Source organism: Citrobacter sp. RHB35-C21 (assembly GCF_013816515.1).
GTDB classification, from domain to species: domain Bacteria; phylum Pseudomonadota; class Gammaproteobacteria; order Enterobacterales; family Enterobacteriaceae; genus Citrobacter; species Citrobacter braakii.
Genome location: NZ_CP057147.1, coordinates 2,914,730 through 2,927,321, shown reverse-complemented (window position 1 = coordinate 2,927,321; position 12,592 = coordinate 2,914,730). Strand labels below are relative to the sequence as shown.

11 protein-coding genes and 1 other RNA gene are annotated in these 12,592 nt (G+C 50.8%); 5 read left to right on the top strand and 7 right to left on the bottom strand.

What is annotated here, in order from left to right; genetic code table 11:
- Window positions 1-24: 24 nt before the first annotated feature.
- The 6 genes from ydiB to ydiK all read right to left on the bottom strand — a co-directional run bounded on the left by ydiB (window position 25) and on the right by ydiK (window position 5,574).
- Window positions 25-891, bottom strand: a complete 867-nt coding sequence (ydiB, locus tag HVZ39_RS14275; protein ID WP_016156358.1) for a quinate/shikimate dehydrogenase — start codon at window positions 889-891, stop codon at window positions 25-27.
- A gap of 21 nt (window positions 892-912) precedes the next feature.
- On the bottom strand, window positions 913-2,148 hold the full coding sequence (locus HVZ39_RS14270; RefSeq protein ID WP_181632585.1) for an MFS transporter: 1,236 nt from the start codon (window positions 2,146-2,148) through the stop codon (window positions 913-915).
- 240 nt (window positions 2,149-2,388) lie between these two features.
- Window positions 2,389-3,609 carry an MFS transporter gene (locus HVZ39_RS14265; protein ID WP_049040475.1) on the bottom strand — a complete coding sequence of 407 codons (1,221 nt, stop codon included), beginning with the start codon at window positions 3,607-3,609 and terminating at the stop codon, window positions 2,389-2,391.
- Between the two features lie 48 nt (window positions 3,610-3,657).
- A complete protein-coding gene (locus tag HVZ39_RS14260) occupies window positions 3,658-4,014 on the bottom strand; it encodes a YdiL family protein (protein ID WP_181632584.1) in 357 nt (118 codons plus the stop codon).
- 158 nt (window positions 4,015-4,172) lie between these two features.
- Window positions 4,173-4,280: antisense sRNA RprA (gene rprA / locus HVZ39_RS14255), an RNA gene on the bottom strand.
- Between the two features lie 184 nt (window positions 4,281-4,464).
- Entirely contained in the window at window positions 4,465-5,574 is a 1,110-nt protein-coding gene (gene ydiK, locus HVZ39_RS14250; protein WP_016156362.1) for an AI-2E family transporter YdiK, read from the bottom strand.
- A gap of 213 nt (window positions 5,575-5,787) precedes the next feature.
- Between ydiK and HVZ39_RS14245 the strand changes: the two genes are divergently transcribed.
- The 3 genes from HVZ39_RS14245 (at window position 5,788) to HVZ39_RS14235 (ending at window position 9,517) form a co-directional block, all read left to right on the top strand.
- Window positions 5,788-8,844 carry an FAD-binding and (Fe-S)-binding domain-containing protein gene (locus HVZ39_RS14245; protein ID WP_181632583.1) on the top strand — a complete coding sequence of 1,019 codons (3,057 nt, stop codon included), beginning with the start codon at window positions 5,788-5,790 and terminating at the stop codon, window positions 8,842-8,844.
- The gene (menI, locus tag HVZ39_RS14240; RefSeq protein WP_016152900.1) at window positions 8,841-9,251 is read left to right on the top strand and encodes a 1,4-dihydroxy-2-naphthoyl-CoA hydrolase; all 411 of its coding nucleotides are present in this window, start codon (window positions 8,841-8,843) and stop codon (window positions 9,249-9,251) included. Before HVZ39_RS14245 ends, menI begins: the two co-directional genes overlap by 4 nt.
- A gap of 77 nt (window positions 9,252-9,328) precedes the next feature.
- Window positions 9,329-9,517, top strand: a complete 189-nt coding sequence (locus HVZ39_RS14235) for a YdiH family protein (RefSeq protein WP_029139522.1) — start codon at window positions 9,329-9,331, stop codon at window positions 9,515-9,517.
- Between the two features lie 67 nt (window positions 9,518-9,584).
- Here HVZ39_RS14235 and HVZ39_RS14230 read toward each other — a convergent pair whose 3' ends face one another.
- Window positions 9,585-10,436 (bottom strand): Vmh family MBL fold metallo-hydrolase, encoded by an 852-nt coding sequence (locus HVZ39_RS14230; protein ID WP_101700835.1) that lies wholly within the window; start codon window positions 10,434-10,436, stop codon window positions 9,585-9,587.
- A 122-nt stretch (window positions 10,437-10,558) separates the two neighbouring features.
- Between HVZ39_RS14230 and HVZ39_RS14225 the strand changes: the two genes are divergently transcribed.
- Window positions 10,559-11,446 carry a LysR family transcriptional regulator gene (locus HVZ39_RS14225; protein ID WP_181632582.1) on the top strand — a complete coding sequence of 296 codons (888 nt, stop codon included), beginning with the start codon at window positions 10,559-10,561 and terminating at the stop codon, window positions 11,444-11,446.
- A 769-nt stretch (window positions 11,447-12,215) separates the two neighbouring features.
- A complete protein-coding gene (sufA, locus tag HVZ39_RS14220; protein ID WP_016152905.1) occupies window positions 12,216-12,584 on the top strand; it encodes a Fe-S cluster assembly scaffold SufA in 369 nt (122 codons plus the stop codon).
- The last annotated feature ends 8 nt before the right edge of the window (window positions 12,585-12,592 follow it).

The window sequence follows — 12,592 nt, the reverse complement described above, 5'->3', positions numbered from 1 at the left end:
AAATATTTTACAAATGCTTGCCCATCAGGCTGCAAAACCCATAACCTGTTTCACATACTCAAGAGGGAAATCTTTCCCGGTCCAGAGTTTAAACTGTTCAGCCCCTTGCCATAACAACATGCCGTAACCATCAATCGTTTTGCAACCGGCAAGTTGTGCCTGTTGCAATAATTTGGTCATATGCGGGTTGTAGACGCATTCAGTCACCAGCAGATCCGGGCGTAGCAGGGAAACGTCGGTCACCAGAGATTCGTTCTCCAGCGGCTTCATTCCCACTTTCGTACCGTTGGTCAGAATATCCGCGCTTGCCAGTGCGTCCGCAAAAGCCTGTCGATCGTCGAGATCGATAACGGTGACCACGCAATCGGTATTTTCATTAACACGTTTGGCGAATTCCTGCGCTTTGGCAAAGAACTCATCTTGACGGTTAAAGAGTTTGATTTCTTTGATGCCTTCAATCGCCGCCTGGGCGCCAATGGCCGTTGACGCGCCGCCTGCGCCCAACAGTACCATGGTTTTACCCCTGATATCGAAACCGCTTTCCTTGATGGCGCGAATATGCCCCGTGCCATCAGTATTGTAGCCGCGCAGGTAACCATCATCATTGACGATAGTATTAATCGCGCCGACCAGTTTGGCTGCAGGCGTTAATTCATCAACATATTCACATGCCAGTTGCTTGTTGGGCATTGAGACTCCGGTACCGCGCATTTTTAAGGCCTTCAGCCCGGCAATCGCATTAGCAAACGTGGAGTTATCGACTTCAAATGCCATGTAGGTAAAAGGTAATCCCGCTTTTTCTAATGCCTTATTTTGCATTTCAGGCGACAAGCTGTGTCTGATAGGGTAGGCCATCAGACCAATCAGTTCATATTTTGCAGTTACGTCCATTTGATACTCCTTCTAAGCAATTTATTGAAAATAACGTTCGCCCAACCGCACATCATTTTTGGGAATATCAAATACGCGGTAGTAACGAATAAAGACGATGATGGCGGTGATGAAGGCCAGCAAAGCAAATGCGAGGTCCAGCAAAATGATGTACTGCAGGCCAATGTTTGAAAGGTATCCGGTGATTAATGGGATAATAAAGTTGGCTACGCCCCCCATCATCATATAAATACTGGTGACCTTGGCTTTGCTCCTGGGGAAAAACTCTGACATCACCGAAACGCCGAGCTGTAAAATACCGCCTGCGGCAGAAAACCCGATAAGAAATGAACCGGCGTTACACACCAATGGGGATGGATATAAATAGATAACCGCTGCGGTGAGGGTTGCCAGCCCGGCGTTAAACACATTCGCCCAAATGGGTCGAACCATTTTCTTGAGCAGTGCAGCAAAAATAAACACGCAGACCAGCGAACCCATACTGTAGTAAGAGATGGTTTTCAGCGCGTCGGCTTCTGCCATGCCGGCAAATGCCATCGCGTATTTCGGCATCCAGACTACGATGACGTAAAAGGTCGAGAATGCGGCCACCCCAAACATAACGGAGGCTACGCCTTCCAGCCAGACCAGCGGTTTACTGTTCATCTGCGGTAGCTCTTTTGCAATGCCCGCATCCACCATCTGGCTAGGGAAGCGGCTTTTGAGCAGCATCAACGTTATGACGACGAACAGTGCCCCCGGGATAATGACCGCATAGCCGTACCAGATATGGTTGAGCAGCATGGTGCTGACGACGATGGGGTAGATCATCTGCCCGAATGAGACCATCGCTTTAACCAGGATAACCGCTGACCCAGACGCCTTAGGGAAGCATTCCATCAAAGCCGGATAGCCACCTGTATCCAGGGCCGAGTTAGCGACGCCGACACAAACAGCGAGAATAAAAGCAATCATCAGATTCGGGCTGGCGGGAATGCCGAAGAAAAACAGCATGTATAGAATTGCCCCTAACAGAATGATAGCCCGTCTACCAAATTTATCTGAGAGCACGCCAAAGAATAAAATACTCACCAGGCGACCAAGACCAATGCCGGAAATTAAATAGGCTATCCCAGCATTGTCGGTGGAGAATTTTTCTGCAAGAGAACTCATGTTTTGCGCCAGTGTAATGACGCTAATGCCGTGTAAAAAATAACTTAAATAAATACAGATTATCGCCAAAAGAAATGGCGTATTAAAGGTCTTATTTTGAGACATGTTCACAACTCCTTGCGGATTTTAAAATTGTTCTGTGCTCGTCGATTTTGTTTAAATTGCGGCGACCTTGTGATTAATATACCGAGGCGCTGATATTGTGCCTACATAGCATGGCGTTTAAGTTACCAGGTATGTTGCATGCTCAACTGTGAAACTTAATTCTTTCAACCAACATTTTGCTGAAGTTTTAAAACCGCGACCAATTATTTTGCAACGGGGGAGAACAATATTGCATCCGCGTTATTTTACGACCGTCGCCATGTTTAGTTGCTGCTTTGTCGCGATACGGCTGCGATAGCCAATAAACAATGCTAACAGGAAGCCTACCGCGGCTATGCCGGTATCAAACCACATGATGTGAGCAATGCTGGTCTGCGAGAGTCTTGCCGTTATCAGTGGGATGGTGAAGGTCGCAATGCTGCCCGCACTGTAGTAAATCCCGGTGGCTTTGCCCTTCGCATCGGGAAAGCGTGCGGCCATCAGCGTTAAACCGATTTGTACAACGCCTCCGGCTGAAGAGAAACCGATGACAAACGCGAAGACGATCACCATGTAGATCGACGGATGCAGGCAGACCATCAGCAATGCGATAAATGAGATAAAGGTGTACAGCATTAACAGAGAGGTTGCGCGCCCCGTCTTTCGTGCCAGTGGCGCGGTGATCAACACACACAGTAGAGAACCGCAGGTGTAAATGCTTAACAGCTTGATCGATAAGGTGTAGGACATCCCGGCGACAAACTGTCCGTACTGTGCCAACCACTGGCTTATCAGATAAAATGTCGCCATGGCGATGTAGCCGTACAGAGTGTAACTGGCGAGATCGAGAAGAGAACAACGATGTTCAGATTGTATGCTTTTCTGTTCAACAGGTAATGCCTTGAGGGGGGCTTGATGCCCAGGATGGGCCGGGAATCGACAGCGAAACAAAAATACGCCATTGATTAGCATCACCGCGGCCGCCACAAGGAAGGACCAGCCAAACCAAAGTTCTGCCCACACCAGCAGACTGATAATCATCGGCAGCAGAAACTGACCGATGGAAACAAACGCTTTAATTAAGATATTAGCCGTGCCGGGAGAGCGGGGAAACGCCTCCATCAGGCTGGGGTAGGTTCCGGCGTCAAGAAAACTGTTTGCCATTCCGGCTAAAAATCCAAAAGCATAGGCAATATAAATGCTGTGAGTATTGATGATGCCTACAAAGAACAGCAGGTAGCAGACCATACCGAAAATAATAAACGGTCTGCGGCCATAGCGATCGGAAAGCATGCCCGCCACCAATAACACGCTTAAACGGCCAATGCCGAGTGAGGAAATAACAATTGAGACGCCTGCGGCATCGGTGTGCCACTGTTGTTCCAGTGAAGACATATTGAGGCTCATCAGAATGACCCCCATGCCGTGTACCAGGTAATTAAAGTACAGCCCTATCGCAGTGGAGAAATAGGTGTTTTTCATAATATGTTACTCAGCGAAGAGGCTAAATGAGTGTGGCGCTGCGGTCTCTTAACACAAACGCTCAAGGTCGTGGGCATACAGTTCAACAGCGGCCGATTGATAGATTTTCCAGTCGAGAAAATCATCGTGCTGATAAACCGCCTGAAAAGAGATCAGATCGGGAAAGAAACGCATGGTGTTATTACCGATACGGTTATTTATTTTTTCGATAATTGCGTTAATTCTTAACTTTCGTCTGGCTTTCATTTCTGCACAAATGCGCGTGATGTCTTCCGGGATTTCCTTTTCGCCATTCTCCCATTGTTGCCAGGCGGCAACATTGTGATCCCGCGAGATATACATAGCGCTTTCTTCTACCGTCATAGCAAAAATATGGCGGATAGCCTGGAGTTCTAATGCGTTCATTATTTGATCACCTCATAAAAGACGGTGGAATAGTAATAACATTGCTGTGGATATTTCGGCTTGAAGAGAGTCACAGTATCTTGTGCAATATTATTTGTTTATCAACGGGGAAGAGCGGAGCTGTGGTGCGGTAAGGCTGGTGGCGAGGCGCGCGAAGGACAAAAAAAAGCCCATCGTGGGAGATGGGCAAAGACTACACACAGCAATTCGTTGTTTCACTCAGGGGATTTCCATGCTTATAAATCAATGTGTTGATCTAAAGCCATGGGCTAATAGTAGGCATACTGATTTTTTACGTCGATCAGATTCATCTCAATAGTTTAAAAACTGTAAATAATTTGCGAAGCAAATGAGTATTTAAAGAAGGATAACGTTGGGTCTTATTCAGTAAGTGGGTGGAATTGATTAGTAATGTTAAACAATCAGGCGGCGGTGCCGCCTGACGTGGGATTACTTATTGCGTTCGATTTCAGCAATTTCTTCGAGGATTTCGTCGGGATCGCTACCTGGCGCAGGGGCTTCGTTTACCCAGGCGGAGAACAGACGCCAGGACACGGCCAGTACCACCGGGCCGATAAACAGACCAATCATGCCGAAGGCAATCAGTCCGCCGATGACCCCTGAGAGAATCAGGATCAGCGGCAAATCGGCCCCCATGCGAATCAGCATCGGGCGAATAACGTTATCCAGCGTTCCGACCACGCCGCTCCACACCAGCAGCACCGTGCCCCAGGTTGAATCGCCCGTCCAGTACAGCCAGATAATGGCCGGGACCAGCACCGGCAATGGTCCCAGTTGCACCAGACAAGACAGGATCATCAATACCGCCAGCAGCGTGGCGTACGGCACGCCGGTTACCGCCAGACCAATACCACCGAGCACTGCCTGCACCAGCGCGGTGACCACAACGCCTAATGCGACGGCGCGAATGGCTTGTGCTGCCAGCAGAATGGCGGCATCGCCACGTTTGGATGCCAGGCGACAAGCGAAGTGGCGAATACCTAACGCCACCTGTTCACCGCGCCAGTACAACAGGGCGCTGAACAGCAGCATCAGACCACAGTGCATCATAAAGCGGCCAAGATGTGCAGCCTGGCCAACAAACCAGGTCGTCGTCGTGCCGATATAAGGACGAACCTTGGCCATGATGGCCGCGCCGCCCATATCCAGCAGACTGTGCCACGCGGCATACAATTTTGCGCCGACCAACGGAATACTGTTCAGCCACGCCAGATCCGGCAGGGTCATATCGCCTGCGGTTACGGCATGGATCAATGGCCCGCTGCCATCAACAATGCTATTGACCAGTAGCGCGATAGGAATGATGAACAACAGCACCAGCAGCAGGGTCATCACCAGCACGGCCAGCGAGCGACGGCCCCAGAGCAATTTTTGTAAGCGTAGCAGGATCGGCCAGGTCGCAATGACCACCGTCCCCGCCCATGCAAAACCGAGGATAAAGGGCTGAACAATCCAAAGACAGGCCACAATCATGACGGCTAAAAACAGCGCCGATAGCAGCACTTGTGCAATATCCTTGGGCTGGCGGAAATTTACCATAAATACTTTTCACCTTTGTCTTTGCGCCAGAACGTTGACGCGACGTGAACACTTAAATGACACCCTGTAATGATGAGCAATTTCAGCGGTTTTTAACAGGCGGATTCTGCCTGTAAATCTGCTGAGCGTATTAGAAAAAAATGTGATACAACAAACAAAGCAACACGCAAACGATTAAATTCACAACACAGACCGCAGGAAAGGGTCACTATAATGATTCCACAAATTTCTCAGGCGCCAGGTGTCGTTCAACTGGTGCTCAATTTTTTGCAGGCACTGGAGCAGCAAGGATTTACGGGCGATACGGCAACGAGCTATGCCGATCGTCTGACAATGTCGACGGATAACAGTATTTATCAGCTGCTTCCTGATGCTGTCGTATTCCCTCGTTCAACCGCAGATGTGGCGCTTATCGCTCGTCTGGCGGCGGAACCTCTTTTCTCTTCGTTGATTTTTACCCCACGCGGCGGCGGCACCGGGACCAACGGTCAGGCGCTGAATCAGGGCATTATTGTTGATATGTCCCGCTATATGAGCCGCATCATTGAAATCAATGCGCAGGAAGGTTGGGTGCGGGTCGAAGCCGGGGTGATAAAAGACCAGCTCAACCAGTTTCTGAAGCCTTACGGCTATTTCTTTGCCCCCGAGTTATCCACCAGTAACCGGGCAACGCTGGGTGGGATGATCAATACCGACGCATCCGGACAAGGCTCGTTGGTTTACGGTAAAACCTCCGATCACGTGCTGGGTATCCGCGCGGTGTTAATGGGCGGCGATATTCTTGATACCCAGCCAATGCCGGTCGAACTTGCCCAAACGCTGGGTAATAGCAACACCACTATTGGCCGCATCTACAAGACGGTTTATGAGCGTTGCCGCGACAACCGACAGCTGATCATTGATAAATTCCCGAAACTTAATCGCTTCCTGACCGGTTACGATCTGCGGCACGTCTTTAACGATGAGATGACCGAATTTGATTTAACCCGCATTCTTACTGGCTCTGAAGGTACGCTGGCGTTTATCACCGAAGCCCGTCTGGATATCACGCCACTACCCAAAGTCAGACAACTGGTTAACGTTAAGTACGACTCTTTCGACTCGGCATTGCGAAATGCCCCGGTGATGGTGGAAGCGCGCGCGCTGTCGGTAGAAACCGTCGACTCCAAAGTGCTTAACCTGGCACGGGAAGATATTGTCTGGCACTCGGTAAGTGAATTGATTACCGATGTGGCGGATAAAGAGATGCTGGGTCTGAATATTGTGGAGTTTGCCGGTGACGATGAAGCATTGATTGATTCGCAAGTCAGCGCACTGTGCGAACGGCTGGATGGCTTAATCGCGCGTCAGGAAGCGGGCGTTATAGGCTGGCAGCTATGTACCGAGCTGGCAGGCGTCGAACGCATTTACGCGATGCGTAAAAAAGCCGTCGGTCTGCTGGGGAATGCGAAAGGGGCCGCGAAGCCGATTCCGTTTGCTGAAGATACCTGCGTTCCACCGGAACATCTGGCTGACTATATTGCCGAGTTCCGTGCGCTGCTCGATAGCCACGGCCTGAGTTACGGCATGTTTGGTCACGTGGATGCAGGTGTGCTGCACGTCAGACCGGCGCTGGATATGTGCGACCCGCGGCAGGAAGTGCTGATGAAACGCATTTCTGACGATGTTGTCGCGCTGACGGCAAAATATGGCGGTCTGCTGTGGGGCGAGCACGGGAAAGGTTTTCGTGCAGAATATAGCCCAGCGTTCTTCGGTGAGGAACTGTATCGCGAACTGCGTAAAGTGAAATCGGTGTTTGATCCGCAAAACCGGCTCAATCCTGGCAAAATCTGTCCACCGGAAGATGTTGATGCGCCGATGATGAAAGTGGACGCGGTGAAGCGCGGAACGTATGACCGTCAGATCCCGCTGGCCGTCCGCCAGGAGTGGCGTGGGGCGATGGAGTGTAACGGCAACGGGTTATGCTTTAACTTTGATGCGAAAAGCCCGATGTGTCCGTCGATGAAAATCAGCCTCAACCGCATCCATTCACCGAAAGGGCGAGCTACGCTGGTGCGTGAATGGCTGCGTCTGTTGGCAGATCGCGGGATTGACCCGCTACAGCTGGAAAAAGAGCTACCGGAAAAACGTGCCAGTTTACGTACACTGATTGCCCGTACCCGCAACAGCTGGCATGCGCGCAAAGGCGAATACGATTTCTCGCACGAAGTGAAAGAGGCAATGTCGGGTTGTCTGGCGTGTAAAGCCTGTTCCACACAGTGTCCGATTAAAATCGATGTGCCGGAGTTCCGCTCACGCTTCCTGCAGTTGTATCACACGCGTTATCTGCGGCCGTTGCGCGATCACATGGTGGCGACCGTTGAGAGCTATGCGCCGTTAATGGCGCGGGCGCCCAACACGTTTAACTTCTTCATCAACCAGCCGCTGGTGCGTAATCTGGCTAAAAAGCACATCGGCATGGTCGACTTACCGCTGCTGTCTGCGCCGTCGCTTCAACGTCAGTTAGTTGGCCATCGTTCCGCCAATATGACACTGGAACAGCTCGAATTACTCAGCCTTGAGCAAAAAGCCCGTACGGTGCTGGTGGTGCAGGATCCGTTCACCAGCTATTACGATGCACAGGTGGTGGCTGATTTTATACGTCTGGTTGAAAAGCTGGGTTTGCAGCCGGTACTGTTGCCGTTCTCGCCAAACGGCAAGGCCCAGCATATTAAGGGCTTTTTAAACCGTTTTGCTAAAACCGCAAAGAAAACATCTGAGTTTCTTAATCGGGTGGCGAAGCTGAATATTCCGATGGTGGGTGTCGATCCGGCGCTGGTGCTTTGCTATCGCGATGAATACAAACTGGCGCTCGGGGAACAGCGGGGCGATTTCCATGTGTTACTCGCCAACGAATGGTTATCGACAGTTGTGGAGTCACAGCCGCCAGTCGCTGTGGGCGGTGAACCGTGGTACTTCTTTGGACACTGTACCGAAGTGACGGCCCTGCCGGGCGCGCCTGCTCAGTGGGCGGCTATTTTTGCCCGCTTTGGCGCAAAGCTGGAGAACATCAGCGTAGGGTGCTGTGGCATGGCGGGCACCTATGGCCACGAAGTGAAGAATCATCAGAACTCACTGGGGATCTATGAGCTGTCATGGCACCAGGCAATGCAACGATTGCCGCGTAACCGTTGTCTGGCTACCGGATACTCCTGTCGCAGTCAGGTTAAACGCGTTGAAGGCACGGGCGTTCGCCATCCATTACAGGCACTGCTGGAGATTATAGGATGATCTGGAAACGTGAAGTCACACTCGAAGCGCTCAACGCCATGGGTGAAGGAAATATGGTTGGGCTGCTCGATATTCGTTTTGTGCACATTGGCGATGACACGCTGGAAGCCACAATGCCGGTAGACCACCGTACTAAACAACCTTTTGGTTTGCTGCACGGCGGCGCGTCCGTAGTGCTGGCTGAGAGCATTGGTTCGGTGGCTGGCTACCTGTGTACGCAGGGTGAGCAGAAAGTGGTGGGCCTGGAGGTCAACGCCAACCATATTCGCTCGGCGCGGGAAGGGCGCGTCAGAGGGGTATGTCGCGCGGTGCATACCGGCTCTCGTCATCAGGTATGGCAAATCGAAATCTTCGATGAGCAGGGACGATTGTGCTGCACGTCGCGTCTGACGACAGCAATTTTGTGATGCATATTGCTTTTGGTTATTATCTGCACAGGGAATGGTGTTATACTGTGCAGGTTTTGAACACAAGCGAGGATGATATGTCTACCCAATTAGACCCGGCCCAACTGGCAATAGAGTTTTTACGTCGTGATAAAACCGATCTTTCACCAGCTCAGTACCTGAAAAGACTGAAACAGTTAGAGCTAGAGTTCGCGGATTTATTGACGCTTTCTTCGACTGAACTAAAAGAAGAGATCTATTTTGCCTGGCGCATGGGCGTTCATTGATTCCGGTATGCTTATCGTAATGAAACCCCGACACGCGTTCGGGGTTATTTTTTGCGTTAAATCTCAATCACCACTTCATCTCACCAGTATTAACCTTTGCACTTAGCTCCAGAGAACTTGCGTCTGCAAGACCTGGCCATGCCGCGGTGATGGTTTTAATCACATAATCCGAACCTTTCTTCGCCCCTAACGCCTGCTCAAACGATTGCAGATAGTCCTGTGTGAAGCGAATCGCTTTATCGCCCGCAGGGCGTTCGCCGATGTAATGCCCCGGGACCACCTGGGTGGGTTGTAACTTCTGCATTTCGCTCAGTACGCTACGCCACGCGCTACGCTGTTCTGCAGATTGCGTATCCGCCGTCCAGACGTGTATACCAGACGCCACTCCGGTACCGCCAATAATGGCACGGTTCGCCGGGATCCAGACGTAGGCTGCATAATCATTAGGGTGGCGCAGTTCCAGCGTTTCACCATCAACTGTGAAATGCGTTTGCGTTGTCGCTTGCGGAACGGTGAGCGATGTTGGTGCGCCGTCCTTCATTTGCGGACCCCAGAATTGCAGTTTGGCCTCTTTGGTGGCACGGATATGGTCTACTACGTGCGGTGTTGCCAGGACTTTTACCTGTGGGAAGGCTTTGACGATAGGCTGCAGTCCGAAATAGAAATCCGGATCGCCGGAGGTGATCACGATGGCCTTTAGCGTTTTACCGCTGGCGCGAATCATCTGCACCAGCTGTTCACCATCTTTAGTACTGAACTGTGCGTCAAACAATATTGCTTCTTTCGGTCCTGAAACCAGCGTTGAAGAGACCGGGAAAATAGCCTTGTCCTGTGGATTGTAGACGTCCAGCTGTAGCGTCGCGGCAAAGGCTGAAGAGGCGAACAGAGGTAACAGCAGGGCCAGCGTTTTAACTTTCATGTCAGGTATCCTTGTGCAGGAAATTGTCTTTTGATAGTTCCTGTATTTTAAGGAAATTCGGATCTGTTAGAATTCCCTTATTAGGACATGCTGAGTTTCATAAAACGATCGGATGGGATGCAATGGACAGAGTGATGGCGGCAACGGTATTCAACCATATCTGTGATTTGGGCAGTCTGAGCGCCGCCGCGCGTGCGCTGGGGCTTTCCCGTCCGATGGTCAGTCGTTACCTCGACGAGATGGAGAAATGGGCGGGTGCAAGGCTTATCCATCGCTCGTCGCGCCGTCTGACAATCACGCCAGCGGGTGAAGATGCATTGGTGAAAACGCGTTCTCTGGCGCAGCTTTCGCTGGATATTGGTGCCGCCAGCGCCGCGCAAACTCCCTCTGGCACGCTACGTGTGGCCTGTGCGCATTTTACAGCTATGCATATTTTAGCGCCGGTACTGCCCGCGTTTCTGACGAAGTATCCGCAACTGCGTATTGAGGTGGAGATCAATAATCAACCGGTAAGCCTCGTGGGAGAACGCATTGATGTGGCGATCCGTATAACGGAAAACCCTGAACCTGGAACTATCGCCCGTCGCCTTGGCGACTGTAAATCGGTACTGTGCGCGTCTGTAGAGTACCTGCATCAACATGGCACTCCTGAGACTATCGACGACCTTACGCAGCATAATTGTCTCTACTACAGCGGGTTTGCCGGAAAATCCTGGCACTTTCTGGATGCCCAGGGGCGGGCTGCCGCTGTTGCGATTAAAGGCAATTTGAGCGCCGGGATCTCTTCGTTGCTTTGTGAGTCGGCGTTGGCGGGAACGGGCATTGCGCTGGTGCCGGAACTGGAGGCGCGGGAAGGGCTGGCACAGGGAAAGCTGGTTAGACTCTTGCCCGAGCTTCAACCAAAAAGCCTGCCAATTTATGGTTTATATCTTTCGCGGGAGCATCAGCCTGCAGGACTGCGCCTGTTGCTGGACGCGCTCAGTGAAAAACAGCGCCTAATAATTGATTGAATACGCTTATAAAATAGTCAAATCGCAATTTGTGTTAAACAAAACATATCCGGAAGTGAGATTATTCTTATCGCCCCTTCAAGAGCTAAGCCATCGTGAGTGCCGGAGATAAGCGCCGGATGGGGCCGGAACCCTTAAGCCTGCCAGCAAGCAGCCTTAAGGGTTTTTTGTTGTCTTCACGTAGTGCCCGAACGGGATTGTACCTACTTGCCGTGAGTCTGCAGACCGGTGTTGTCAAAAAATAGCCGTGGTGACATTTAAGTTTAAAGAATCAAAACCGCTTTATATCGCACAGAGAATGCAGAACAGACCCTTTGGTAAATCATTACTGTGTGCGCTGTTCTGGTCACCGTATCAGCTTGAAAATAATATAACCCCTGCCTACGGGCGAGTGAAAAATGGCAATGGGTGGTTAGCCAGCCGTTAACTTTTGTCCGTTCACCGCTCTGCGAATCTCATCTCTGATAACTCCCTGGTTAGGTATAGCCTGACAGAGGAAGTTACCCCTTCTATCACAGAAATAGTCATTTTCTATACATCTTTTGATTATCGACCTGTCTCGCCGATTGAAATTACTTAATCCATTATTAATCAATGCATTGAACAAAAAAATCCATCCCTGTTAACCCACGCAGCAGGGTCTATGCTTAATAAAAGGGGGCAAAAAGGGCGATTAACCCGAATGCCCCTGCTGTTGAGGGGTTGAAGTGATAATCATTATCACTAACATGTTGTTATAGCTTGAAAGCTAGTGACTCGAGGTAACCCTATGGAATTGCATTCAGGAACATTTAACCCGGACGATTTTGCCTGGCGTGGTCTGACGTTAACGCCAGCGGCTGCGGCGCACATCCGCGAGCTGGTGGCAAAGCAACCCGACATGTTAGGCGTGCGTTTAGGCGTGAAGCAAACGGGATGCGCGGGATTTGGCTACGTGCTGGACACCGTTCGCCAGGCGGAAAAAGACGATCTGCTGTTTGAAACGGAGGGGGCCAGACTTTATGTACCGTTACAGGCGATGCCGTTTATCGACGGCACAGAAGTTGATTTCGTGCGCGAAGGATTAAATCAGCTATTTAAATTTCATAACCCGAAAGCCCAGAACGAATGCGGCTGTGGCGAAAGTTTTGGGGTATAGGCGGTACT

Bases quoted from the DNA above. Each gene is read 5' to 3' on its own strand.
- ydiB (WP_016156358.1), bottom strand. From the start codon at position 891: ATGGACGTAACTGCAAAATATGAACTGATTGGTCTGATGGCCTACCCT.
- HVZ39_RS14270 (WP_181632585.1), bottom strand. From the start codon at position 2,148: ATGTCTCAAAATAAGACCTTTAATACGCCATTTCTTTTGGCGATAATC.
- HVZ39_RS14265 (WP_049040475.1), bottom strand. From the start codon at position 3,609: ATGAAAAACACCTATTTCTCCACTGCGATAGGGCTGTACTTTAATTAC.
- HVZ39_RS14260 (WP_181632584.1), bottom strand. From the start codon at position 4,014: ATGAACGCATTAGAACTCCAGGCTATCCGCCATATTTTTGCTATGACG.
- ydiK (WP_016156362.1), bottom strand. From the start codon at position 5,574: ATGGTAAATTTCCGCCAGCCCAAGGATATTGCACAAGTGCTGCTATCG.
- HVZ39_RS14245 (WP_181632583.1), top strand. From the start codon at position 5,788: ATGATTCCACAAATTTCTCAGGCGCCAGGTGTCGTTCAACTGGTGCTC.
- menI (WP_016152900.1), top strand. From the start codon at position 8,841: ATGATCTGGAAACGTGAAGTCACACTCGAAGCGCTCAACGCCATGGGT.
- HVZ39_RS14235 (WP_029139522.1), top strand. From the start codon at position 9,329: ATGTCTACCCAATTAGACCCGGCCCAACTGGCAATAGAGTTTTTACGT.
- HVZ39_RS14230 (WP_101700835.1), bottom strand. From the start codon at position 10,436: ATGAAAGTTAAAACGCTGGCCCTGCTGTTACCTCTGTTCGCCTCTTCA.
- HVZ39_RS14225 (WP_181632582.1), top strand. From the start codon at position 10,559: ATGGACAGAGTGATGGCGGCAACGGTATTCAACCATATCTGTGATTTG.
- sufA (WP_016152905.1), top strand. From the start codon at position 12,216: ATGGAATTGCATTCAGGAACATTTAACCCGGACGATTTTGCCTGGCGT.